Annotated in this window: 27 protein-coding genes; 11 read left to right on the top strand and 16 right to left on the bottom strand. The window is 43.4% G+C overall.

Annotated features, from left to right (window positions below):
• Window positions 1–5: 5 nt before the first annotated feature.
• The 7 genes from SCJ97_06440 to SCJ97_06410 all read right to left on the bottom strand — a co-directional run bounded on the left by SCJ97_06440 (window position 6) and on the right by SCJ97_06410 (window position 6,746).
• Window positions 6–1,091, bottom strand: a complete 1,086-nt coding sequence (locus SCJ97_06440; protein ID MDW7739680.1) for an ABC transporter ATP-binding protein — start codon at window positions 1,089–1,091, stop codon at window positions 6–8.
• Window positions 1,078–1,773, bottom strand: coding sequence for a molybdate ABC transporter permease subunit (gene modB, locus SCJ97_06435; protein ID MDW7739679.1), 696 nt, complete (start codon window positions 1,771–1,773; stop codon window positions 1,078–1,080). Before modB ends, SCJ97_06440 begins: the two co-directional genes overlap by 14 nt.
• 27 nt (window positions 1,774–1,800) lie before the next feature.
• Window positions 1,801–2,556, bottom strand: a complete 756-nt coding sequence (gene modA / locus SCJ97_06430) for a molybdate ABC transporter substrate-binding protein (protein MDW7739678.1) — start codon at window positions 2,554–2,556, stop codon at window positions 1,801–1,803.
• Window positions 2,557–2,631: 75 nt separating this feature from the next.
• Entirely contained in the window at window positions 2,632–3,666 is a 1,035-nt protein-coding gene (locus SCJ97_06425; GenBank protein MDW7739677.1) for a molybdopterin-binding protein, read from the bottom strand.
• A gap of 192 nt (window positions 3,667–3,858) precedes the next feature.
• Window positions 3,859–4,626, bottom strand: coding sequence for a spermine/spermidine synthase (locus tag SCJ97_06420; GenBank protein ID MDW7739676.1), 768 nt, complete (start codon window positions 4,624–4,626; stop codon window positions 3,859–3,861).
• Window positions 4,617–5,684, bottom strand: a complete 1,068-nt coding sequence (gene corA, locus SCJ97_06415; GenBank protein MDW7739675.1) for a magnesium/cobalt transporter CorA — start codon at window positions 5,682–5,684, stop codon at window positions 4,617–4,619. The genes SCJ97_06420 and corA overlap by 10 nt, the downstream gene beginning before the upstream one ends.
• A 33-nt stretch (window positions 5,685–5,717) precedes the next feature.
• Complete coding sequence (locus SCJ97_06410; protein ID MDW7739674.1) at window positions 5,718–6,746, bottom strand: hypothetical protein; 1,029 nt, start codon at window positions 6,744–6,746, stop codon at window positions 5,718–5,720.
• A gap of 190 nt (window positions 6,747–6,936) precedes the next feature.
• Here SCJ97_06410 and SCJ97_06405 point away from each other — a divergent pair, with 190 nt between their 5' ends.
• The 8 genes from SCJ97_06405 to SCJ97_06370 all read left to right on the top strand — a co-directional run bounded on the left by SCJ97_06405 (window position 6,937) and on the right by SCJ97_06370 (window position 11,555).
• The gene (locus SCJ97_06405) at window positions 6,937–7,320 is read left to right on the top strand and encodes a RidA family protein (protein ID MDW7739673.1); all 384 of its coding nucleotides are present in this window, start codon (window positions 6,937–6,939) and stop codon (window positions 7,318–7,320) included.
• Between the two features lie 125 nt (window positions 7,321–7,445).
• A complete protein-coding gene (locus SCJ97_06400) occupies window positions 7,446–7,586 on the top strand; it encodes a hypothetical protein (GenBank protein MDW7739672.1) in 141 nt (46 codons plus the stop codon).
• Entirely contained in the window at window positions 7,583–7,984 is a 402-nt protein-coding gene (locus SCJ97_06395) for a hypothetical protein (GenBank protein MDW7739671.1), read from the top strand. Before SCJ97_06400 ends, SCJ97_06395 begins: the two co-directional genes overlap by 4 nt.
• A gap of 109 nt (window positions 7,985–8,093) precedes the next feature.
• Window positions 8,094–8,504, top strand: a complete 411-nt coding sequence (locus SCJ97_06390; GenBank protein MDW7739670.1) for an FMN-binding protein — start codon at window positions 8,094–8,096, stop codon at window positions 8,502–8,504.
• Between the two features lie 121 nt (window positions 8,505–8,625).
• On the top strand, window positions 8,626–8,880 hold the full coding sequence (locus SCJ97_06385; GenBank protein MDW7739669.1) for a hypothetical protein: 255 nt from the start codon (window positions 8,626–8,628) through the stop codon (window positions 8,878–8,880).
• A gap of 60 nt (window positions 8,881–8,940) precedes the next feature.
• On the top strand, window positions 8,941–9,666 hold the full coding sequence (locus SCJ97_06380) for an ABC transporter ATP-binding protein (protein ID MDW7739668.1): 726 nt from the start codon (window positions 8,941–8,943) through the stop codon (window positions 9,664–9,666).
• Window positions 9,663–11,330, top strand: coding sequence for a hypothetical protein (locus tag SCJ97_06375; protein ID MDW7739667.1), 1,668 nt, complete (start codon window positions 9,663–9,665; stop codon window positions 11,328–11,330). Before SCJ97_06380 ends, SCJ97_06375 begins: the two co-directional genes overlap by 4 nt.
• An 87-nt stretch (window positions 11,331–11,417) precedes the next feature.
• Window positions 11,418–11,555, top strand: coding sequence for a hypothetical protein (locus SCJ97_06370; protein MDW7739666.1), 138 nt, complete (start codon window positions 11,418–11,420; stop codon window positions 11,553–11,555).
• A gap of 20 nt (window positions 11,556–11,575) precedes the next feature.
• On the opposite strand, the gene SCJ97_06365 is transcribed toward SCJ97_06370, so the two are convergent.
• Window positions 11,576–12,016 carry a DNA-binding protein gene (locus tag SCJ97_06365; protein ID MDW7739665.1) on the bottom strand — a complete coding sequence of 147 codons (441 nt, stop codon included), beginning with the start codon at window positions 12,014–12,016 and terminating at the stop codon, window positions 11,576–11,578.
• Between the two features lie 184 nt (window positions 12,017–12,200).
• Here SCJ97_06365 and SCJ97_06360 point away from each other — a divergent pair, with 184 nt between their 5' ends.
• The 3 genes from SCJ97_06360 to SCJ97_06350 all read left to right on the top strand — a co-directional run bounded on the left by SCJ97_06360 (window position 12,201) and on the right by SCJ97_06350 (window position 14,798).
• On the top strand, window positions 12,201–13,340 hold the full coding sequence (locus SCJ97_06360) for an osmoprotectant NAGGN system M42 family peptidase (protein MDW7739664.1): 1,140 nt from the start codon (window positions 12,201–12,203) through the stop codon (window positions 13,338–13,340).
• Between the two features lie 103 nt (window positions 13,341–13,443).
• Window positions 13,444–13,791, top strand: coding sequence for a helix-turn-helix transcriptional regulator (locus SCJ97_06355; protein MDW7739663.1), 348 nt, complete (start codon window positions 13,444–13,446; stop codon window positions 13,789–13,791).
• Between the two features lie 2 nt (window positions 13,792–13,793).
• A complete protein-coding gene (locus SCJ97_06350; protein ID MDW7739662.1) occupies window positions 13,794–14,798 on the top strand; it encodes a hypothetical protein in 1,005 nt (334 codons plus the stop codon).
• Window positions 14,799–14,909: 111 nt separating this feature from the next.
• On the opposite strand, the gene SCJ97_06345 is transcribed toward SCJ97_06350, so the two are convergent.
• From SCJ97_06345 to amrS, 8 genes are all read right to left on the bottom strand, one after another.
• Window positions 14,910–15,563, bottom strand: a complete 654-nt coding sequence (locus SCJ97_06345; protein ID MDW7739661.1) for a SprT family zinc-dependent metalloprotease — start codon at window positions 15,561–15,563, stop codon at window positions 14,910–14,912.
• 338 nt (window positions 15,564–15,901) lie between these two features.
• Entirely contained in the window at window positions 15,902–17,608 is a 1,707-nt protein-coding gene (locus SCJ97_06340; protein ID MDW7739660.1) for a glutamine--tRNA ligase/YqeY domain fusion protein, read from the bottom strand.
• Between the two features lie 31 nt (window positions 17,609–17,639).
• Window positions 17,640–17,795: a hypothetical protein gene (locus SCJ97_06335; protein ID MDW7739659.1), complete on the bottom strand. Its 156-nt coding sequence runs from the start codon at window positions 17,793–17,795 to the stop codon at window positions 17,640–17,642.
• A complete protein-coding gene (glmS, locus tag SCJ97_06330; protein MDW7739658.1) occupies window positions 17,788–19,626 on the bottom strand; it encodes a glutamine--fructose-6-phosphate transaminase (isomerizing) in 1,839 nt (612 codons plus the stop codon). Before glmS ends, SCJ97_06335 begins: the two co-directional genes overlap by 8 nt.
• A gap of 135 nt (window positions 19,627–19,761) precedes the next feature.
• Window positions 19,762–21,108, bottom strand: a complete 1,347-nt coding sequence (glmM, locus tag SCJ97_06325) for a phosphoglucosamine mutase (protein MDW7739657.1) — start codon at window positions 21,106–21,108, stop codon at window positions 19,762–19,764.
• 48 nt (window positions 21,109–21,156) lie between these two features.
• Window positions 21,157–21,855 carry a CdaR family protein gene (locus SCJ97_06320; GenBank protein MDW7739656.1) on the bottom strand — a complete coding sequence of 233 codons (699 nt, stop codon included), beginning with the start codon at window positions 21,853–21,855 and terminating at the stop codon, window positions 21,157–21,159.
• Window positions 21,856–21,857: 2 nt separating this feature from the next.
• Window positions 21,858–22,691: a diadenylate cyclase CdaA gene (gene cdaA / locus SCJ97_06315; protein MDW7739655.1), complete on the bottom strand. Its 834-nt coding sequence runs from the start codon at window positions 22,689–22,691 to the stop codon at window positions 21,858–21,860.
• A gap of 139 nt (window positions 22,692–22,830) precedes the next feature.
• Window positions 22,831–23,847, bottom strand: coding sequence for an AmmeMemoRadiSam system radical SAM enzyme (gene amrS, locus SCJ97_06310; protein MDW7739654.1), 1,017 nt, complete (start codon window positions 23,845–23,847; stop codon window positions 22,831–22,833).

Here is a 23,847-nt window from a genome sequence, read left to right as displayed (position 1 = left end):
GATAATTATTCAGCCAGGACAATCAAACGTTCCGGAGGAAAGTAAAGATAGCAGTAGTTTTCACCCTCCGGATGAACAGCTATTGATGAACTTCTCGGTGAGCATCTTTCCAACCTGTATCTTTTAACTGCATCGTTGACAGCGTAATAAAAGCTGTGGAAGTTGGTTACCCCGTCCAGGACCTGTTCCGATATACAGGACAAAGTGTTAATTCCCGGAAAATCTTTTAGTTCAATATGTTCCGGCCTAATTCCGACCAGGACCGGCTGGTCTGGGGAAAGTTTTTCAGATATCGTTCCGACAGCTTTTAATTTCATTCCGAACTCCGGTATTAAAACAGATACTCCTCCCTCGTCTATCTCTGTAATCCTGCCGCTCAGCAAATTCTTTACTCCAAGCATTTTTGCAGCTGTAATGTTTTCCGGGTTGGCAATAACCTCTTCTTTTGCTTCGCACTGAATGACCCGTCCATTTTCAAAAATGGCAATTCGATTCCCAAGTTTAAAACCCTGGTCCAGATCATGTGTGACAAAAAGGATATCACCCTCGAAATACTGGTAGAGGTTGAGCAGCTCATATTCAAGCCGTTCGCGACGGAATGTATCAAGTGCAGAGAAAGGTTCGTCGAGTAACAGAACTTCCGGTTCAGGGGCAATAGCCCTCGCCAGGGCAACCCTTTGCTGTTGACCTGATGAAAGTTCATTGGGATATCGATTTATTAGTCCTGGTATATGAATAATTTCAAGCAGTTCCTTAATCCTGTCATTTGCAAATTTCTTCGGTTTATCGTGTATACCATAGGCTATATTCTCAGCAACAGTTAGGTGAGGAAAAAGCGCATAGTTCTGAAATACAAAGCCGATTTTTCTTTTTTGAGGCGGCATAAATATCCCCTTCTTAGAGTCAAAAAGGACTTTACCATTCAGCCTTATCAATCCTTCATCAGGGTGGAGTAATCCGGCTATACACATAAGTGTCATAGTCTTGCCTGATCCGGAAGGTCCCAGTATCGATAGGATTTCCTTGTCTACATTGATTTCGACGTCAAGATTGAAATCAGTTAAATTTCTTTTTACCTTAATTTCCAGCAAGAGCCTTACTCCTTCCGTTATTCCTGGCTTTCCCTTTCCAGTAGGCAAGTAAAACCAGCGATATGAATGCAAAGGCCAGGACTATTAAGGTTAAAATAAGGGCCTCGTCCATCCGGCCAGATTGTATTTTAAAGTAGATGGCAACCGGTATAGTCGTCGTTCTGCCGGGAATATTTCCGGCCAGCATCAATGTTGCACCGAACTCACCCAGGGCACGGGCAAAAGCCAGAACAGTTGCAGCCATCACCGAAGGCCAGGAAAGAGGCAGTGTTACTGTCCAGAATATCCGCCATTCACTTGCACCCAAAGTACGGGCAGCATTTTCAATATTTATATCAACCTGTTCAAACCCACCACGGGCAGACATATACATCAAGGGAAACGAGACGATAACAGCTGTAATCACAGTTGCCGGCCATGAAAATACAACATTAATTCCAATTAAATTAAATAGTTTTCCCAACGGACCGTTATTACCAAATAGAAATAGAAGACCGAATCCAACAACCGTGGGAGGTAAAACAAGGGGAAGCAGAAATAGACCATCGATCAAGCTTTTTAACTTACCGGAATAATTGGCCATCCAGTGTGCGGCGCCAATTCCGAGGGAAAAGGTGATCAATGTAGATACCAAAACTGTTTTCAGGGAAACATATAGAGGAGAATAGAATGTTTCGAACATTTTTCAGCCTTTCCAGTAAAATCCGTATTACCGGCTTTGGATTAATAAAAATCCGTGTTTTTCAAATATTTCCTGTGCTACCGTAGTGAAAAGAAATTCTACATAACTCCGGGCAGTTTCTGTTCTCGTACTTGAAGCTATGATAGCAACGGGGTAAAGTATTGTATTATTTATCTCATCGGGCGCTATTGCAACAATTCTTACCCGATCAGAATTGACAACATCTGAAGTAAATAGTATCCCTGCATCAACATTTCCACTTTCAACATAACCGACAACCTGTCTAACATTACCGGTTAAAACAAACTTATGGAGGATCTCTTCAAAGGGCAAATCGAGAAAATCAAAGACTTGACGCCCGTAATAACCAGCAGGTACAAACTCGGGATCACCCATGGCAATGAGTGTTATTTTGTCATCCATTAGATTCTCGAAACCTGTAAAGTCAAAATTTTTATCCTTCAGGGTGATGAGAACTATCCTGTTACTTATAAGATCCTGGCGGGTGTCGTTTAAAATCAAATCTTTGGCTTCCAGATTATCCATCTGGATCGGGGAAGCCGAGATAAAAATATCAACCGGAGCGCCGTTTTCAATTTGTGTTTGCAGATCACCTGAAGCAGCAAAGTTGGTTAACAACTCCAAATTGCTGTTTTCTTGCAGATAATATACATTGACTTCATTTATCGCATCGGTCAGACTGGTGGCCGCTGATATATTCAGTGTTATTTTTTCCGGATCAGAACAGCCAACCAGACTTATAAATACAACCAGTATGATCATAATCGACAAAACGAGCACCTTGGATCTATAAGATTTGTTATGTTGAATATTAAAATTGTAATTGTCTTTCATATTTTACAGGTTACCTTTCCCAAAAGAGCAATTCGGAAATATGCATATTTCACACTGCCTGCACAAACCACCATGCCCAAGGGCAGCTATTTCCGCAGCGCTCACTTTCTGTCCGGTCATCAGGCGGGGCATCAGGATATCGAATACTGTATTTTTATAATACATGCCGCATGCCGGAAGGCCGATCAATGGTATGCCACCCTTATAGGCCAGAAGAAACATGGCCCCGGGCAGGGCAGGGGCCCCGTACTTTATAATTTCTGCGCCGGTATCCTTGATTCCGGTTGGCGTAACATCATCGGGATCAACAGACATGCCGCCGGTAATGACGATCATATTACACCCTTCCGCAATAAGTTCATCTATTGAAGCAGTTATTTTTGCAGTATCATCCGAACAGTACCTAATCACCGGTTCATCCAAACCGTAATGAGCTGCTTTATTTTTGAGGACTGGGCCAAAACCGTCCTTGATTCTCCCTTCAAATACTTCTCTGCCGGTAATGACACTACCCATTTTAAAATTCAAATATGGCAAAACCTGAATTAGCGGACCATGGGAAGCACATATCTCCTCTACTGATGTGATTACTGATTCATTGACAACCAGTGGTATCACCTTGGCGCCGGTTACTTTTTCACCTGCATCCACCGGAGAATTTGTGTGAAGGGTCGATACTACTACTTCGGGAATAGAATTAATCTGAAATAATCTTGCTGCATCTACTTTAAGTAATCCCCTGTGCCGCGCAACCAAATCAACACGACCTTCTGAAGGACGCGTTATCTCCAGGCCCTGGCCAGCCAGAGCCTGGGCTATACGTTCGCCGGCGCCGTCTTCATGAATATCGCCTTTTTCAAGCTCAAGAACATATATAAAATTTTTACCGAGATTAAGGAGGACCTCAACATCCTCGGGACAAATACGGTGTCCTTTTTTAAACTGCGCTCCTTTGAAGGAATCTTTTTCTATTCTTGTGATGTCATGGCAGAGTAAACGCCCAATCGCCTGTTCAGTCTTGATCTGGCTGATTTTCATCGTATGCAGCACCTTCTTTTAGTAATATAAGGGTTGGAGTTATAGCTAATCGTTATGTTTTTATAAGTATAACGCTCTGCTAATTTAACCCTCACTCCTATTAGAGAAAGGGCATCCTCACAAATTCAATTATAGCGATTATTAATAAACCCTGTCAACCTTATTAATACTTGCTGGTGAGGTTAATGTCTTCTACCGGTTGTTTATGGCAGTTTTGAAAGCCATGTAGTAACAGCCTTCCTGTCCTGTTTTCTCCATTACCCGGTGAAATGAAATCTCAGAAAATTTTTCACCCAAAACGCTTTCAAATGTTTCTTCACGCCTTGAACACCAAAAACAGGTAATGCCGCCAGGGACAAGGCAGCTTCTCATCAAATCCAGGCCGTCAGGCCCATAGAAAAATGCGTTCCCGGGTAGGCTAAGCCAGCTGTTTCCATTGTCAGTATCAACCATGATCAAATCCCATCTTCCGAATGGATCATCTGGATTCAACGTCTGCTCATTTTCCAGGAATTCACGAAAATCACCACAGAACATCTCACAACGGATATCTTCAAGAGCATGGTTGTTATATCTCCCAAAGATATCCCGGCTCCATCTAATCACTGCAGGTTCAATTTCAGCTACAACAACTTTTTCAACCTGTTCCCAACTTAGTGCCTCCTGCAGGCTATAACCTACACCCAGGCCTCCCATCAATACTCTGATCGGCTCTGCATGGTTGTTTGTAATTATTTTTAGAGCGTCACTGACCGCAGCTTTTTCAGACAAGCCGTTATAGGTTGCCATCAGGAAAACCCCGTTATAGATGACTTCGAATTCATCTCCCCGGCGCTGAAGCTGCAGTTCTCCGGCTCGTCCGTTTATTCTTTCAATAACTTCTACTTCTTCATTTAGCCAGCCCAACTGTTCTAACACACCTTTTTGATAATTTTGGAGAAAATTGTAGGTTACAGCCATTTTTTCCGCCTGAAATAGAACAGCATAACTGCAACCACTAATAACATTAGCCCCAGAGCAAAGGGATAACCATAATACCATTTGAGCTCGGGCATATATAAAAAATTCATGCCATAGATACCTGAAATAAGAGTTAACGGTATGAATATGGCTGCAAACATGGTGAGGAGTTTCATCACTTCATTCAATTTATTATTAACGCTGGAAAGGTAGATTTCAATCATCCCTGACAGCATCTCACGGTGGACCTCAATTGTATCTATTATTTGAACAACATGAAAATAAAGATCCCTGAGATGTAAAGCTGTATCAGTATGAACAAATATTGAATCCGATTGTTCAAGTCCCACTAAGGCTTCCCGGAGTGGCCATACCATTTGACGCATACCAAGCATTTCCCGTTTTAGGCTGTGAACCGAATGGAGTGTTTTTTCATCCGGTTTTTCTAATAGTTCTTCTTCCAAAATTTCAATACGTTCGCCGCCTTTTTCAAGAACTGAAAAATAATTGTCTACAACAATATCCATTAGTAAATAGCCCAGATAGTCAGAACCCCTGCTGCGGACTCCCCCCTTCCCACTTTCAATCCTTTTGCGTATTAATGCATAGTTATCCGACTCTCGTTCACTAAAAGAAACAACAAAATTATTTCCAATAACCAAGCTTACCTGTTCTTCTTCAATCGAGTAATCGTTAGGGTTATGTTCAAGGGCTTTCATTACTATATGAGTGTAGCTATCGTAAGCTCCCTGTCGAGGTCGTTGTTCAGTATTTAGAACATCCTCAATGGTGAGTTGATGCAGCTTAAAAGAATCTCCGATTGCACGCAGCATATCCAGGTTGGCCAAGCCATCAACGTTTACCCAGAGCATGGGAGGCTCATTTCTTAGAATAGAACTGCATTCTTCAACATCTTCAGTTTTCTTTTCCCAATAGATATCTTCACTATACCCACAGATAGTAACAATTGTTTTATTGCTCTTTAATTTGCCGATATGGACCAACACACCTGGAGGTACATCCCGGGTATGCGGCATTTTCTTTGTAATTTCATCCATTAGGATTCCTCCCGAAATCTATCGAAATTAACCTTATAACCGTACAAAAAACAGGGCTGCCACTGCTGATAAATATACTACAACAATTACCAGAGAATCGATACCAAGGTAACCTATCGCCCTCTTAGAACGGTTAACCAGCCCGGTGATCGCTAATGCAGTTAAGATCGTACACATCAGTAATGTTAACAAATGTCCCTGTGAGCTGGCCTTAAGAATCGGACCCGGCAGATAAACCAGGTCAACTATGGCCAGGATGAACATATTATACATATTTGCCCCGAACACGTTACCAACTGCCATATCCAGTTTCCCCAACCGGGCTGCGGTTGATGTGGTAACCACTTCGGGCAAACTGGTGGCGATAGCCAAAAAGATTGAGCCTACAAAAGTCCTGCCAAGGCCAGTTTCCAATGCTATAACATCTGAAGCATCTGTTAAGTATGTACCGGCAACGAGAATGACGGCTGCTCCCAGGACAAAACTGAGAATCGCTTTCTTTGTCTTCCCCCTTGATATAGCTTCTTCATGCTCCTTCTCTTCCTTCTCTTTTCTCCTCCGAGGGTCCAGATCAGCAAGGGTCATCCCTTTTTTCTCGTAAACTGTAATTATTCTGGCTGCAAGCAGGTAACTGCCCAACAGAAGAACAGTATCGAAGCCGATCTGAGTTCCCCAAAGTGTGGGGAAAGGTAATAGCAGCCCAAGTCCGGCGATTGATATCAGTATAACGCTGATAGAAGCAGACATTGCGTGACCATCTTTTAAACGGATAAACAGAGAACCTTTGCCCTGCATCAGATCAACTATAGCAATGATCGCTATGTTAAAAAGGTTGCTCCCGAAAAGGTTGCCCACAGCAAGATCGGGAGCCAGGATCAAAGCTGCCCGCACGCTGCTGACCAGCTCGGGAAGCGATGTGGCAAAGGGTAAAATTATTACTCCTGCCCAGCCGGTAGTTAAACCTAAAGCTCTTCCAAGCGTGTCGGCGCTCTTGGTCAGGGTTACACCGGCGATTACAATCAGGATCGCCCCTGCGAAGAACTGCAACCAGGCTATCGCCAAATCAGACACATCCTTCTCGAAAATGTTACACCTGCTAGCGTTATATCATGACCACCAAAACCGGTCAAGCAATGGCTGCGGCGGTTATTAATAATTGCAGGTTTAACAGGTGATCACGGGTTTACTCGCGAAATAGATATCCAAAATTACCTGTTTATTAGACTACTAGCTTCCAAAGGAGGATTTCAAATTGAGTAATCACCTTAAGAAAAGTAACCCTTGTACCATCCACCCCCCCGGTCCTTATACCCATGTTGTTCGTTATAACAATATGATTTTTTTATCGGGGCAGGTTGGTTTTAAACCTGATGGCAGTATTGATAAGGATGCTGAGAGTCAGGCCATGCAAGTTTTTAGAAATATTGAAGCCTGCCTGGCTTCGGAAGGGGCAACACTAGATGATCTGATTAAATTGACTATCATTGCGGTGGGATCAGAAAGTAAGGCGGGAGCAGCGAAAGCCAGAGACCACTTTCTAAAAGATCGTTATCCGGCCTGCACCTTTATTGTTGTTCCCGAACTTTACCTTCCAGAGTACCTGGTTGAAGTTGAGGCTATTGCCGCCCTGCCTTAAAACGTGTCACGGGGACGCGTGTCAAGGGGACGGTTCTCTTGACACACTTTTTAACTGTTTTCGCGTGTCAGAAAAATTATCCCTCAAGAATAACGTGTCAAGAGAACCGTCCCCTTGACACGTTGATGCGTTTCACAGAAATATTTCCCGACTACAGGGAATTGATGAAAAAAGATAACGAAGCAATCTGGCAGGAAATTGATTACCTGGTTCAATTCCTGAGGAACGGGCTTCAGAAAATATCAAGTAAGGAGGGCTTACAATGAACTATTTTAAACTTCTGGGAATAATCTTCGGGTTGGCTGCACTTTTAAAACCGGTTTATATGCATCTCTTGCCCTGGGACGAAAACCAGTTCCTGGAGAAATTCTACTCAGAGAAACGTCCGCCATGGATTATCCCGATCGCATTAATTGGTCTAGCCCTGGTAGCCCTGACCTGGTACCTGCATTTTACATTAAATATCCCCCATTCCATTTATATCACTGTGCTATTCTCGCTGACTGCTATTAAGGCGCTGACCTTTATTTTTGACTACGATCGTTTCCAGAAAGCCGTTGCCGGGATGCTTAGAAAGGAAAAAGGCAGAAAAATAGTATTGATCGATATCGGGGTTTCGGTCATCGGACTGGTAATCCTTGTGGTTACTTTTCTTGTTTACTGATCATAAAAATTAGAGTTCAGGAATGCACACAATTACTTGAGCTTATCTGTTAAAATTGGCTTATGAGTTTATTTGTTCACATTTAAATGGATTGAAAGGACGGAATGAGTTGAAAAAAAGAGTTAAGATTTTATTTATAGTGATTGCTGCAGCGTTGGTAGTCGGCGGAGCAATCGGCGGAAAGTATCTTTCTGATCTGGCAAAATACAGGGAAACCATTGAGGAGATAACTATCGGAGAAGTAGATTTAAGCCAAATAGAGGACGGTATATATACCGGATCAGCTGAGTCGGTTTGGGTAGGCGCCGCAGTTGAAGTAACTGTTAAAGAACACCGGATAACTAATATTCTGCTTGAGCACAGGCATGGCCGGGGTGAGGAAGCAGAAGTATTACCCCAGCGGGTAATTGAAGCCCAGTCTCTGCAGGTTGATCTGATCAGTGGGGTAACATCCAGCAGTAAGATAATACTTAAGGCAATTGAAAATGCTTTGACATCTGTAGGCACAAATGGTCAATAAGAAAACAGGAAGTGCGTAGATTTGAAATTTTTATTGAGATTATTCATTTTTTTACTTCTGATTTCTATTATTTTATTAGCATACAAAGAATTGTCTTCGGGAAAAACCAGATCGATCAAAAATGATCTGGGCGATATCATTGCCGAACTGGATTGCTCTGAAATCACCTGAATATAAGCTAAAAGATTATCTTGCCTGGCTGCAGGGGGCGACCAGGGGAAGTGGACCAATGTGGGAAGAAACACAGGATTTTTCCCTCTTAACGGATATAAAGAAAATCTCGATCCCAGTTTATTTTATTTCAGGAGTAAAAGATCGTAATACACCCCTGGAACTAGTCAATAAATATTATGAAGTGATTGATGGCCGAGCCTGATAAATTCAGCGATACACTGATACGGATTAAAAAAGAAACCTTTGGTGAGGAGGAAAAAAGTTGATTGAAATCATGAATCTCTCGAAAAGCTACAACAGGGGTACAGTAAAAGCAGTAGATGACTTAAATCTTAATATTGAGCACGGTGAGATATTCGGGTTTCTTGGACCAAACGGGGCTGGCAAAACAACAACGATTAAGATGATGGTTGGTTTGCTGAAACCGGAAAACGGGGAAGTTACGATCAACGGTAAAAGTATTAATAATGAACCCTTAGAAGTTAAAAAAATAATCAGTTTTGTTCCTGACAGTCCTGAAGTTTATGAAAAGCTTACCGGTATCGAATATCTGAATTTTATGGGTGATGTCTATGAGGTACCGGCAGAAGATCGCCTTAAAAGAATACCCTACCTGCTTGATCTATTTTCACTTAGCGATTCGGTGGGAGATCTGATCCAGTCTTACTCTCATGGCATGCGTCAGAAAATAGTCCTGGTTGGAGCCATGCTGCATGAACCTGAGGTGTTTATTCTTGATGAACCGATGGTTGGCCTCGATCCCCGCTCTTCAAATAATCTTAAAAACTACATGAGAGAGCACTGCGAGAAAGGTAAAACAGTATTCTTTTCCACGCATATTCTCGAAGTTGCCGAAAGATTATGTGATAGGATCGGGATCATCAATCATGGGAAATTAATTGCCTGCGGCACCATGGACGAACTTAAGAATATGGCCGCCAACCGCGAAACCCTTGAAAATATTTTCCTGGAGCTGACTGAAAAATGAAGTTAATCGATCTGATAAAAGTACAGTTAAGAATCAGTTTTGGTCTTTCAACACTACACTGGAATCTAAAAAACAACAAGAAAAAATTTTTCGGGTCAATTGGTCTGGCCTTAATTGTTATTGTCAGCCTTGGCCCCCTGATTGTTCTCTACTATACAATGCTGCAAAGTGCCTTTAATGTTACCGTCAGATTGGGACAGCCTGAAGTTATCCTCGCCACTGGCTTGATGATATCTTCCATGCTTGTATTCTTTTTCGGTCTCACATATGTCATGTCTGTCTTTTTCTTCTCACACGATCTTACTCTGCTGGTCCCCCTTCCTCTCCAGCCGGGGGCTATTCTAGGATCAAAATTTGCAGTAATTATATCCTATGAATATATAACAATCGCTCCATTTATGCTCCCAGCCATATGGGTTTTCGGTATCGGCACAAATGCAGGTTTTCTTTACTGGATTATTTCCCTCGGTATATTTTTTCTCGTTCCGATTGTCCCCCTCGGAATCGCTTCACTATTTGTTCTTTTGCTGATGAGCCTGACAAACCTGAGTAAAAGACGTGATACATTCCGGATAATCGGTATGGTTGTTTTACTGCTTCTAGTCTTCGCCTTGAACTATTTTCTGACTGGAATTCCTGATGGTGAAGAAATAGCCTATATTGAGGATCTGCTTCAGAGAAATGAAGGCATCCTCAGCTATATAACCCGCCTCTATCCTCCTGCCATCCTGGCAACGCGCGCTCTTGCCGTTGGCGGAGTGATCTCATTGTTGAACTTTATTTACTTTATTGGAGTTAACCTGACCGGACTAATTTTTGTATACCTGGTTGGACAGAAGCTTTTTTACCGTGGTCTGATCGGTGGAACCGAGATAAGCAGGGGTAAAGTTATTTCAGAAGATAGGTTTACCAGGAAGATCACTGCTGTTGCTTCTCCTTCCCGGGCGATAGCCATGAGGGAGATCAAATACCTGCTGCGAACCCCGGTCTATCTATTCAACTCCCTGGTGATCTTAATTATTGTTCCCGTCTTTTTGGTCATTCCACTGATCAGCGAAGGAGCTATTACCGATATTATTGCTACATTAAGAAATGAAATTCCTCTATTTGCCCAGATTGGGTTTATTTCAGGATTTATTGCCATAATGGCTATATTTGCGCCGGCTTCCTCAAGCTCTTTTTCGAGGGAAGGAAAACTTTTCTGGATTTCACAGGCTATTCCTGTATCGGCCGGCAAACAAATATGGGGTAAGTTATTATACTGCTACCTGATCACATTTCTGACAGTTCCGCTCGTTGTAATTGTCAGCCTGGTTTTTCTACCGCTCAGCATTTATCAATTAATACTGGCAATTATCGCCGGCTTGATATTCAGCTTTCCGGCAATAATCGCCAACCTCTTCATCGATCTGCTGCGGCCGTACCTCAACTGGGATAACCCCCAGAAAGCGATCAAACAAAATGTAAATGTGCTCCTGGGGATGGCAGCCGGAGGCATTATCTACGCAATTATCTTTGCTGTCGGATGGATAACATATCAGTTAAGCAGCAGTGAAGTGTTATTGTACCCGGCTACCATGGGCAGTGCGCTTCTTCTGGGCTTCCTTTTCTATAAACTATTAGTTCGTATAGCTCCACGAAGATACAGGGATATAGAAGTTTAATTCAGTTGTCTAATACAGAGAACTAAAACGCCAGTTTTAAAATTCTAAAACTTTCCGCAGAGAATAAATAAATAGGTGGTGATAATAATGGAATTTGTTGGTTTGCTGGCTCCGATCGCATTTGTTTTTGCTATCGCAGCATTGACCCAACTGAATACGCTGAAAAAAGAAGTATATGAATTGGAAGCAGAAATCAATCAGCTTAAAAAAAGGGATGTTCAGTAGTTTGTTTCAAAGAAAGTATTTTAAGGCTCGAGTAAGGAAAAACCACTTTTTGCATCGGGTAGACGCTTGCTGCTTAAGCCCAGGATTTCGGTTACGATCACTTCCCCGACCAGCCAGGTAGATAGACCCGGGCGTAAGCAGCCTCCGAGCATCCTGCCATCCCTACCCAATGCACCGTGTATATGCAGGACAGGTTTGCCTGATCCATCCGGAGCTATAATTCCTGACGCTAATACTTCATGAACACCCTCCAGGGGTGTAATTATCGGTTCAGGGGGCACCTGTTTGCCATCCCGTGGTCCGGTAACAATATTTCCCTTACCCATTCCTCCGATCAATGTAACCATTCCGGTTTTAATGTTGTTTTTTGATGCAAAATCTTCAAGGCAGTCTGGTATGATATCTCCATCTTCAAGCCTGATCATAAAGATTCTACCAATATTTCCTTCAGCTGATTTCATAATATGATCCACCTTTCAGTAGAACTAATTATATCACAGCTGAAATGTTGCCCGGATCGTGATCCGAAAAAGTAAGATGAAGAAGGAAATTATTACATCAACCACGAAGGAATATAATATAAGAGCAGTAATCTTACCTGCTTATAGTTGGCAGGCTTTTATATTTTTGAAGGGAGTTTAAATAATGAAACCGCTCAAGGTTGATATGGACTACATGATCGACATATTGATAAAATTACTGAATATTCCCAGCCCAACCGGCTATACTGATCAGATAGTCCATTTTGTCGGTGAAGAGCTATCCCGCCTGGGAATAAACTTTCAGCTTACCAGAAGGGGCGCAATCAGAGCTGTTCTCCCGGGTGGTCAGGATAACCCGAGCAGGGCTGTTGTCACACACCTTGATACACTGGGCGCAATGGTTAAACGTTTGAAAGGGAACGGTCGGATTGAAATTGTTCCAATCGGAAATTGGTCAAGCCGTTTTGCAGAAGGAGCCAGAATTACTTTGTTTACCGATGAAAAAACGATCAGAGGAACAATACTGCCCATACTGGCATCGGGGCACACTTTTGATAAAAAAATTGATCAGTTGAAAATAAGTTGGGAAAACGTTGAAGTGCGTATAGATGAAAATTGCCAAACCGAAGCAGATCTCAACAAAATGGGCGTCAATGTGGGTGATTATATCGCTGTTGATGCTTCCCCTGAAACAAGTGAAAGTGGCTATATAAACGCCCGACATCTGGATAACAAGGCTGGAGTAGCATTAGTTCTGGGAACAGCGAAAGCACTCTGGGAAAATAATGCTCATCTTCCTGTCACCTGCAAGCTGCTGTTTACGATCGCAGAGGAAGTTGGTGTAGGGGCTTCAACCGGTCTGCAGGAGAAAGTGGCGGAAATGGTTACCGTAGACAATGCTACCGTTGCTGAAGGACAGAATTCATCAGAGATGGGTGCAACGATCTGCATGATGGATTCCGCCGGACCTTTTGATTATCATTTAAGCCATCGACTGATCAGTTTATGCAGGGAATATAAAATTATACACAGCCGGGAAGTATTTAAATATTACAGCAGTGACAGCGCATCAGCTCTCGCGGCAGGTAATGATCTGCGCACAGCGTTGGTCGGTTTCGGTGTTGACGCATCCCACGGATATGAACGGGTTCACATAAATTCACTGAATGCAGTTGCTTCATTGTTGACAGCTTACCTACAAACAGAACTCACCTGCCCGAGAGACCAGATAAACATCGGCCCCCTCAATGGTTTTCCCACACAGCCTGGTATCAATATTGAAATTGAAGATGAGAACCGGTAGAAATAATAACAAACACTTTAGCCCCCATTATTATAAATTAATTTTTAATATACTATTGACAATAGTGTATAGCACACAGTATAATCTAACCGGGTGATTACATATGGAGAAAATAGAAGAGTTAATCAGCAGCTTTTTAATGGAACTGCGCAGGGGTGCAGTGATTCTGGCTGTCCTAAGCCAGCTTTCAGACCCCCAGTACGGCTACTCACTGGTCCAAATCCTTGAGCAAAAAGGTTTTCCCGTTGAACCGGGAACACTCTACCCTCTGCTAAGGCGGCTGGAAAAACAGGGATTACTGGAAAGCAGCTGGGATACCAGTGAAAACCGACCTCGAAAGTTTTACAAACTGAGCAGAAAAGGAAATGAGATATACAAAAAGTTAACAGAGGAATGGCAATTAATAAATATGAGTATGCATAATCTTATCAATCCCGAAGAGGTGGATTAGTAATGGAAAAGATAGACAGATACATTTATGCAGTTACCAGGAGACTGCCCGAAAACCAGCGTAAAGATATAGAAAAAGAGTTAAGAGGTTTGATCGAGGATATGCTGAGCGGAAAAACAGACAAACCAGAATACACGGCACAAACTGTTGATCAGGTTCTTATGGAACTTGGCGATCCAGTTAAACTGGCAGATCAGTACAGGGCGAAGAGCAGGTATTTGATTGGACCAGATAACTTTGACACCTATATATTAGTGGTTAAAATTGTAATTGCCGCTATCGCATTCGGTATGACCCTGGCAACTACAATAGGTTATATTGTTACTCCTCCTGACAGCCTGATCAGTGTGATCGGTCGTTATTTCGGAAACCTGATCGGAGCTTTTTTCCAGGGCTTTGCCTGGGTCACGATCGTTTTTGCAGTTTTAGAATATCAGGGTGTGGCAATCGGAAAAGAATTTAAAGATGACAAATGGACTCCGGCAGATCTTCCTGAACTGCCGTCGAAGGAAACGGAAATTAAACCAGTTGAATCTATCCTGGGTATATTATTTGCAGTAATCGCCATAATTATCCTGAATACAGCCGAACATCTGATTGGTATTTATATTTTTGGGGATGAAGGCATTACCAGGGTAATACCCCTGTTCAGCCATGATGTTTTCCGGACTTTTCTACCACTACTTAATATTATGGTAGCTTTGGGAATTGTTAAGGAATCACTTAAACTGGCAGCGGGAAAATGGACTCCTACTCTAGCTATAACCAACCTGGCTTTCAATGCAGTATCCTTTGGGCTGTTTGTCATTTTCATCCGTGGTGAAGGATTATGGAATAATGCATTTTTTGAATTCTGGATGAGTCTGGGTATTATTCCGGTTGAATCAGATCCATTTGCACTCTGGGGCACAGCTTTAACTGGCTTAACGATAGTTGTTGCCTTCGCCCTGCTGATCGATTCTATTGTTAACCTGGTTAAAGGCTTCAAATACCAATTATCCAGATAAAAAATCACCAACGCCAACATACACCCGGGTAAGCTTAAATTAAAGCCCCGGTGTTTTAGGCAAATCTCTAATATACCTCTTGAATATAGTCAGTCTGCTTTTTATATTTTATTAATATGCGGCAATTTCTTTTAAGATCTTTTTCCGTTCTTTCCAATCAGGCATTATTTTCGTCAAAAACTGATAAAAAGCCTGATCGTGCTTCTTGTATCTAAAATGTGCCAGTTCATGTAATACAACATAATCAATACACTTAACCGGATATTTTAGCAGTTCAGTATTGAGCGTTATTTTATTATTGGTAAAAGAACAGGAGCCCCACCTGGACTTCATGGCTCTGATAACAATTTTCGGCTTATTGATATCGTAGGCAGCAACCAGGGGATGGATCCTTTCCAGAGAATGCTTGAACTCTGTTTTTCCTTTTTCTTTTAACCAGGCATTAAATGTATTTCGTTTGGTTACCACGTTATGCCGATCCTTAACCAGCAGAATAATTTGATTTTCCTGGAACAGGGCTGTTTGCCTGCCTGCTGTTTCAATTACCTCCAATTTATAAGGCATGCCGAGATAATAGACTGTATGGTCATTTGCCAGATTATCAAGTTCTTTTACAGATTTTCTTTCTTCGACATGCCTTAAATGTTTCAGAATCCAGGATGCTTTGCTCCGTACAAACTTTTCTATTATTTCATCAGGGACATGCTCCCCCGCCGATACCATAACTGTGGCATCTTTTCGGATCCGCAGGTTTATATTTTTCACGTTTTTCCTGATTAACTCAAATTGCAAAGTATGCTTGTCGATTTTGATTATTTTTTGTTCGACTGATGCCAGTTTAACGCCGCCACCTTTTCAGTTACCTGCACATTTCCTGATCATTCCGCTGAAGAATATCTTACCAGATTCTCCCCCACCGGGTCTTTACTTTCTCAATATCTTTTGGATTATTTATATAGCTTTCAACGTAACCGCAGCTGGCGCATACATAATTGTCCAGAGCAATATGGCTTCCGAAAAGACCGCCCAGCGGAATTGTATTAGAATTATATGCCCCGGTTTTTAACTTTATATTGGCACCGGAATAGATATCACTGGATTGTCTATTTCATTATTTTAGCCCAACTGTCCCGCAGGGGGACAATTCGATTAAAAACAGGCTTCCCCTTCTCTGCCTCCTGGGGATCCAGGTAAAAATAGCCTTTTCTTAAGAACTGAAACCTGCTTCCCGGTAAGGCTTCGGCTGTGGCAGGTTCGGCAGGAACATTCTTGCACACAACCAGAGACTGGGCATTAATGTGGGCAACAAAATCTTTTTCATCGTCTTCTTCAGGGTTTTCAACGGTAAAAAGTCTATCATAAAGATTCACCGTTATGCTGGCTGCATGTTCTGCCGATACCCAGTGAATAACCCCCTTAACCTTTTTGCCGCTTGTGTCCTGGCTGCTTTTTGTTTGAGGATCATAACTGCAGTGCAGCTCTGTTATATTACCATCTGCATCTTTTATTACCTTGTCGCAGCAGATGATGTAGGCGCCTTTCAAACGAACTTCCCTGCCTGGAGCAAGCCTGAAAAATTTTTTGGGTGGATCTTCCATAAAATCTTCATATTCAATGTAAACTACGCCGCTAAATGGGGCCTTCCTGGTCCCGGCGCTGTCGTCACCGGGCATATTCTCCATTTCAACCATTTCTGTCTGCCCTTCCGGCCAGTTGGTGATCACTACTTTTAGCGGTTCAATTACTGCCATGAGGCGAGGGGCTTTTGTTTCAAGATCCTGCCGTATGCAGTGATCTAAAAGTGCTATATCAACTTTACTATCCGCCCGGGAAACACCAACTCTTTGCTGAAAATCAGCTATTGCCTCCGGAGTTACCCCCCGGCGGCGCAGACCTGCGATAGTTGGCATACGGGGATCATCCCATCCGGCGACATATCCTTCTTCAACTAACCTTCGCAGTTTACGTTTGCTCATCACGGTATAAGTCATATCAAGTCGGGCAAATTCGGTTTGCCTCGACCTGAACTTGACAACTTCAGGTATGAGCTCAACTGCATTGTCGACGATCCAATCATACAGGGGCCGGTGATCTGTATACTCGATAGAACAGAGCGAATGGGTAATTCCTTCCAGGGCATCCGAGAAAGGATGATCGAAATCATACATAGGATAGATACACCACTTGTCGCCTGTATTATGGTGTGTCGCATGGAGGATCCGGTAAATAACGGGGTCCCGCATATTCAGATTGCCGGAAGCCATATCGATTTTTGCCCTGAGCACCCTGCTGCCATTGGGAAACTCTCCATTTTTCATCCGTTCAAAGAGATCAATGTTTTCTTCCATTGAACGGTTGCGATAGGGACTCTCTTTTCCCGGTTCGGTCAAAGTACCCCGGTATTCTCTCATCTCATCCTGGTTCAAATCACATACATAGGCTCTTCCTGCCTTGATCAGCCGCAGGGCGAATTCATATTTAACTTCAAAGTAATCAGAACTGAAAAAGAGACGATCTTCCCAATCTGCGCCCAACCAGCGGATATCTTCAATAATCGAATCGACGAACTCCTGCTCTTCACGAATCGGATTGGTGTCGTCAAAACGAAGGTTAAATTTTCCATTGAAGTCTTTGGCTATGAAATAGTTAAGCAAAATAGCCTTGGCATGGCCTATATGCAGGTACCCGTTAGGCTCGGGGGGGAAGCGGGTATGCACCTGGTTACTTTCCAGCAAACCTTTTTCCAGATTCTCTCTGATCATCGTATAAATAAAGTTTGTCTTGAATTCATTTCCGTTATTATCCGCCATTTAGATCTCCTTTATAAGATATTAAAGGTAATTACTTCTTATCCGGTAACAGGAAAATCATCACAGCAACAATAAAACAAGCGCTTCCGGCAATCATTAACAAATCTCGATCCCGTATTGCTGCTGCAATATAGATTATTCCGCAAACCAGGAAAAGCAGCCAGGCTATCATCTTAGTCTTATTCAACGGTTACACTTTTGGCCAGGTTGCGTGGTTTGTCCACCGAACTCCCGCGGGCCACGGCAGCATAATAGGCAATCAGCTGGGTCGGTATTACACTTAATACCGGGGCCAAAAGATCATTGATCGGCGGCAGGTAAAAACCAGTATCAACTTGCCTGACTACATCATCAAAACCTTTCTGAGTTATAGCAAAAACTGCCCCTCCCCTGGCTTTCACTTCCTGGATATTGCTTAGTACTTTGTCCAGTACTTTTTTCTGGGTAGCCAGGGCAATAACCGGGATGCCCTCGACGATTAAGGCCAGAGGTCCATGTTTCAGTTCTCCTGCTGCGTAAGCCTCAGCATGGATATAGGAGATCTCTTTTAGTTTGAGTGCTCCTTCCATTGCAACGGGATAATCCAAACCACGGCCAACAAAGAAAGCGCTTTCCCATCTGGCAAGGTGTTTGCAGTAATCCTTTAGTTTTTCCATGCTCTCTTCAGAGAGGACTGTTTTAATCTGCCCGGGCAGTTCTAAAAGATCTGCTGTAAGTTCGCCGGCCAAATCTGATGACAGTGAGCCGCGAATCTCACCCATATATATAGCGATCATATAGAGCGCTACTAACTGGGTCAGGTATGCTTTGGTTGACGCTACTGCAATCTCCGGTCCTGCCCAGGTATACAGCAGTTTGTCCGCTTCTCGTGATACTGTGCTGCCGACTACGTTGGTAATAGCCAGGACCTGGGCCCCTTTAGAACGGGCCAAACGCAGGGCAGCCAGCGTATCGGCAGTTTCTCCCGATTGGCTGATCACGATCACCAGCTGATTTTCCTCAATTAGTGGTTCACGGTAGCGGAATTCGGATGCAACATCGACTTCAACAGAGATACCGGCCAGCTTCTCAATAATCGATTTTCCGAGAATACCGGCATGGTAAGCTGTTCCACAGGCGATAATATAAATTTTGTTTAAAGCTGCTATTTCATCTCTGCTCAATTCAAGTTCACTTAAATCTACCTTTTTCAACGAAGAATCGATTCGCTGTCGCATGGTTTCGCGAACTGCTCCCGGCTGCTCCATTATCTCTTTTAGCATGAAATGATCATAGCCGCCTTTTTCTGCTGCTTCAATGTCCCAGGTCACTTCAAAGACTTCACGTTCGACCAGCTGACCTTCAGCATCATATATATCTACCTTTTCAGCAGTTAACGAGGCAAATTCACCGTCTTCCAGGACTTTTGCCCGGCGGGTATGCGCTAAAAAAGCGGGTATATCTGAGGCAACAAAGTTTTCGCCATCACCAAGTCCGATAACCAGAGGGCTATCCTGTCGGGCGCAGACAATTCGCCCCGGCTCCCGGCATGAAGTAACTACCAGGCCATATGAACCTTTAAGATCAGCCATGGCCCGGCGAACAGCTTCAAGTAAATCGCCATCATAATATTCTTCAATTAGATGAGCTATAACTTCTGTATCAGTCTCCGAACGAAATTTATGGCCTCTTTCTTCAATCAAGTGCTGGCGGATCGGCCGGTAATTTTCAATAATACCGTTATGAATTATGGCAATTTCATCAGAACAATCGCAGTGCGGGTGTGCATTTTCATCAGTAGGGCGGCCATGCGTTGCCCAACGGGTATGTCCGATCCCGACCGTAACTTTCTGAAAGTGGTCGCCAATTTTATTTTCCAGATCTGCGACTGAACCGGCTGTCTTGGCAATAAAATGTTTGCCATTCTCCTGGAATGCTATTCCGGCTGAATCATAACCACGATATTCAAGCTGTTTTAAACCTGCAATAATTATAGGGCTTACGAATTTACTCCCTGTATAACCGATAATGCCACACATGGTAAAACCCCCAGTATTTACGCTGTGATATATATTTCATTAACTATTGTAACCTGAATGGGGGCAGATTATGCCCCCATTAATATATTGCCTCTTGTATAATCTGTCAAATTTCCTGCAGCAGAAAGGGGCCTGTTAAGACTGCTCCCGGGCAATAACTTGAGCGACCGATTCCGCAAAATCTCTCAGTTTATCTTCCGGCAGCGGTGCTTCCAGCATAATCCTGATTTTCGGTTCTGTTCCTGATGGACGGACCAGGACACGTCCATGCTTGCCAAGTTTCTCTTCTACGTTCTTTATTGCTTCCCTTATTTTCCTGTTCTCCCCCCAGCCGTCCTTTGTGCCAACCTTCTGGTTGACCAGGACCTGGGGCAAACGTTCGAGACAGGCAGCAAGTTCAGATAACGTTTTCTGACTGGATTGCACCACTTTCAAAAGCTGTAGTGCTGTCAGCAGACCATCTCCTGTCGTGGCAAAATCAGCGAAAATGATATGACCCGACTGTTCTCCTCCAAGATTAAAGTTGCCCTCAATCATTTTTTCAAGGACGTAACGATCTCCCACGGAAGTGCGGATTACATTGAAACCATATCTTTCTGCGAGAATTTCCAGCCCACCGTTACTCATAACGGTTGTAACCAGCATCTTGTTGTTCAGTAATCCCCTGGCGAGCAGATCAATGGCACAAATCGACATGATTGCATCCCCATCTACTTCCCGACCTTTTTCGTCAACAGCAATCAATCGATCAGCATCACCGTCAAAAGCAAGACCAAGATTAGCACCGCTGCTAATTACAGCCTGACGGAGATCAGCAGTATCGGTTGCTCCACACTTTATATTTATTCTGCTGCCATCCGGTTGATCATGGAGCATTTTCACTTTTGCTCCAAGTGATGTGAAGAGTTCGCCGGCAATTCTGCAGACAGCACCGTGAGCACAGTCGATTACCAAACGGATTTCCTCAAGTGGTACACTGCTTTCTTTTAGATGGTTAAGATAAAGTTCAACCGCTTCACCATCGCTCAAGGCCTGACCGAGTGCATTACCAACTGGCCGGGGAAGCTCATCATTTCCCAGGAAATAAATTCTTTCAATTTCATCTTCCAGGGCATCAGGCAGTTTATAGCCACTGCCATTGAAAATTTTTAAACCATTATCTTCTATGGGGTTATGAGATGCGGAAATAACTACACCAGCCGAGGCATTAAGCCTTTTTGTCAGGTATGCCACCGCCGGCGTTGAAACGATACCCAGTAAATGAACTCCACCGCCAGCCGAGGCTATTCCGGCTGTCAGCGCTCCCTCGAGCATGGGGCCGGAAAGGCGGGTGTCACGTCCGATGACAAATATGGGGTTTTTATGTTCACGGCCTAAAATCCAGGCTGCTATTCTTCCAATTTTAAAGGCTAACTCCGGTGTCAAATCGCGATTGGCTACTCCTCTGATTCCGTCTGTTCCAAATAGCTCTCCCAATAACATACCTCCCTGGAGTATATACTAGTATTGTTTATACTTTATTACAGTTTGTTACTCAATAATATCATTTTCTTCAACTACAGGTTCCGGGATCCTTTCCAGTTCAACACGAACCGATATTACAAAAGGATCTATTATCAGTCCGTGAACCGGGTTGCCGTCTTCGTCGAGGGCAATCGGTACTAGATCGAACCTTTCTATTGAACGCATGTCGGTAATATCAATCCTGAGAATAATCTTATCGATTCTTTCAAATATGGATTCCGGAGCGCCAACTAAAACTTCTCCCGGATCAATTGTATACTGAACAAATCTCCAGCCCTCTGCCGGTTCGCCGCTAAGCTCTACTTCAATTTCAAAATCCTCTGAAAAGAATTCTTCAATTGTCACCCGAACCTGTTCCGGTTCCAGCAGGACCAGGTTAAGGCCACGTGGTGGGCGCCCCTGCACTCTCACCAGGTGATTGCCCGGTTCTTTCCCGGCAAGATCAACGTACGCATCAAGTTCCTGTACCGGCAGATCTTCAAAAGCCTCGGGCAGACCTTCCAGTGTAATATTAACCGCTGAGGGTATATCGGTAATTACGTAATCCTGGTTTAAATTTTCTACCCTCAGGGGCACATCCTGCCATACTTTAAGGGACGGAGTGCTGCGGGTAATTTTGTCACCTGTCACAAAAAGCCAGAGGATGATGGCCAGGAAAAGAGCCAGAATCCTGGCAAAGTTGTTACTTCGTAAAAACCTTTCCATAGTTATTTATTACCCTTTCGTGACCATAGATTGAACCCTTCACCGCGTTCTGGTGAGCATAACTCCGTTAACATCGTTCGAAGTTTTTTCTCGTCCAGGTAACGGGTAAGAACACCATCATGAGCAACAGAGATTATTCCGGTTTCTTCAGAAATAATAATGGCCAGGGCATCAGACTGTTCAGTGATACCGATTCCCGCCCTGTGCCTGGTTCCCAACTCCTTGCCAAGATTGGGATCTTCCGTTAAAGGCAGGTAACACCCCGCCGCAACTATCTGGTTCCCCTGGATTATTACGGCCCCGTCATGAAGAGGACTCCGGGGAAAGAAGATGTTGATCAGTAATTCAGCAGTTACTACACCTTCTACCGGTATACCGGTTTCCACCCAGTCTTTCAATCCGGTCGAACGTTCCATAACAATCAGGGCGCCAATTCTTTTTTTAACCAGAACCGGAATAGCCTTGATCAGTTCATCGAGCATCTTTTCGAAATCCTGAGTATTCCAGTTGAAATAAGTGGATTTAAAAATTTTACCCCTGCCCAATTGTTCAAGTGCCCTGCGGAGTTCCGGTTGGAATACGATAGGAATAGCAATCAAACCAACAGTCATTGTCTGTCGGAGGGTCCAGTGAAGAGTATCAAGACCGGATTGGTCACTGATGACCATGGCCAACAATAGGAGTACCAGGCCTTTAACTAACTGTTCAGCTCTGGTACCGCGAATAATTAAAATCAGGCGGTAAAAGACGTAGGTCATGATAACAACATCAATTACGTCGCGCCATTCAAAATTTAGTTGTAGAATTGCGGCAAGAATTCTTTCCCATATAGCCACTATCAGTTGAGCCCTCTTTGTTTTAATTTAGGTAAACTCGAAGAAATATTTCTCTTTTTACCTAACTGGTAATTATTCGCTTTCTTATCCGAAAATACCTGCCCGCCCATAAAAAGTTAACCATAATTAATATCAAAAATTATTCATTATTATCTGACAGGATAACACTGATTTGGTTGCGGCAATTATTGCAATTAACTCCATCCAGACCGACAACTCTTACCCGGTAACCACTGCGCTTAACAAGCAGGTTTCCGCAGTGGGGGCAAATGGTATCGGAAGTGCCAGGGAAGTCAATATTTCCCAGGTATACATAACGTAAATATTTCCGTGCCATCTCCCGGATGCCGATCATTGTCTCCGGAGATGTTGGAGGTATATCCAGTTTATACTGGGGGAAATATCGAGAATAATGAAGAACCAGATCCCTGCTTAAATTGCCCAGCCAACTGGCCAGTTCTTCCTGCTCCTTCAAATCATCGTTAAGACCAGGTATCAAAAGGCAGGTTATTTCGACATGACAGTGCTTGACAGCAGTCTCGACAGTTTCAATAACCGGTTTCATCGAACCCTGGCAGTAATCCTTGTAAAAAGAATTTGTAAAACCCTTGACATCAATATTCATTGCGTCAATATAGGGCAGTATCTCCAGGAGCGGTTCACGGTTAATGTATCCATTGGTAACCAAAACATTCTTATACCCTCTTTCGTGAAGCAGCCGGGCAGTATCAAAAACATATTCATACCAGACGGTCGGTTCATTGTAGGTATAAGCAAGGCCGATTGTTTTAGCCCTGCCGCCCTCCCTGTCCAGCATTGCCAGAAGATCTTCCGGCTTAATAATATCGCTCTTCTGGTCAGGGCGTCCCCGGGCCAGCGTCCAGTTCTGGCAAAATGAACAACCAAGATTACAACCGACTGTTCCAACCGATAAGATTGTTTTCTCTGGATGAAAATGATAGAGCGGCTTCTTTTCGATAGGATCCCAGTTTAAGGCGGCAACATAATTATAAACTTTTGTATACAGCTCGCCCACTGAAACTTCCCGGACACCACATAACCCGACTTCCCCTTCTCCCAGCAAACACCGGTGAGGGCACAGCAGGCAGCGTATTTTTTCTACTCTTTTTTCATAAAACCTTGCCCTGTGCTGCAT

The sequence above is a fragment of the Bacillota bacterium genome (genome assembly GCA_033549065.1).
Taxonomy (GTDB): Bacteria; Bacillota; Dethiobacteria; order DTU022; family DTU022; genus JAWSUE01.
Note: the sequence above shows the minus strand (reverse complement) of the source record. Positions and strands in the feature narration are given on the sequence as shown.

Bases quoted from the DNA above. Each gene is read 5' to 3' on its own strand.
- glmS (MDW7739658.1), bottom strand. From the start codon at position 19,626: ATGTGTGGCATTATCGGTTATACAGGGAGTAAATTCGTAAGCCCTATA.
- SCJ97_06385 (MDW7739669.1), top strand. From the start codon at position 8,626: ATGATCTGGGCGATATCATTGCCGAACTGGATTGCTCTGAAATCACCT.
- SCJ97_06365 (MDW7739665.1), bottom strand. From the start codon at position 12,016: ATGAAATCAGCTGAAGGAAATATTGGTAGAATCTTTATGATCAGGCTT.
- glmM (MDW7739657.1), bottom strand. From the start codon at position 21,108: ATGTTATTGGGAGAGCTATTTGGAACAGACGGAATCAGAGGAGTAGCC.
- SCJ97_06425 (MDW7739677.1), bottom strand. From the start codon at position 3,666: ATGAAAATCAGCCAGATCAAGACTGAACAGGCGATTGGGCGTTTACTC.
- corA (MDW7739675.1), bottom strand. From the start codon at position 5,684: ATGGATGAAATTACAAAGAAAATGCCGCATACCCGGGATGTACCTCCA.
- SCJ97_06420 (MDW7739676.1), bottom strand. From the start codon at position 4,626: ATGGCTGTAACCTACAATTTTCTCCAAAATTATCAAAAAGGTGTGTTA.
- SCJ97_06375 (MDW7739667.1), top strand. From the start codon at position 9,663: ATGAAGTTAATCGATCTGATAAAAGTACAGTTAAGAATCAGTTTTGGT.
- SCJ97_06370 (MDW7739666.1), top strand. From the start codon at position 11,418: ATGGAATTTGTTGGTTTGCTGGCTCCGATCGCATTTGTTTTTGCTATC.
- SCJ97_06355 (MDW7739663.1), top strand. From the start codon at position 13,444: ATGGAGAAAATAGAAGAGTTAATCAGCAGCTTTTTAATGGAACTGCGC.
- modB (MDW7739679.1), bottom strand. From the start codon at position 1,773: ATGTTCGAAACATTCTATTCTCCTCTATATGTTTCCCTGAAAACAGTT.
- amrS (MDW7739654.1), bottom strand. From the start codon at position 23,847: ATGCAGCACAGGGCAAGGTTTTATGAAAAAAGAGTAGAAAAAATACGC.
- modA (MDW7739678.1), bottom strand. From the start codon at position 2,556: ATGATCATACTGGTTGTATTTATAAGTCTGGTTGGCTGTTCTGATCCG.
- SCJ97_06320 (MDW7739656.1), bottom strand. From the start codon at position 21,855: ATGGAAAGGTTTTTACGAAGTAACAACTTTGCCAGGATTCTGGCTCTT.
- SCJ97_06360 (MDW7739664.1), top strand. From the start codon at position 12,201: ATGAAACCGCTCAAGGTTGATATGGACTACATGATCGACATATTGATA.
- SCJ97_06395 (MDW7739671.1), top strand. From the start codon at position 7,583: ATGAACTATTTTAAACTTCTGGGAATAATCTTCGGGTTGGCTGCACTT.
- SCJ97_06350 (MDW7739662.1), top strand. From the start codon at position 13,794: ATGGAAAAGATAGACAGATACATTTATGCAGTTACCAGGAGACTGCCC.
- SCJ97_06340 (MDW7739660.1), bottom strand. From the start codon at position 17,608: ATGGCGGATAATAACGGAAATGAATTCAAGACAAACTTTATTTATACG.
- SCJ97_06400 (MDW7739672.1), top strand. From the start codon at position 7,446: ATGCGTTTCACAGAAATATTTCCCGACTACAGGGAATTGATGAAAAAA.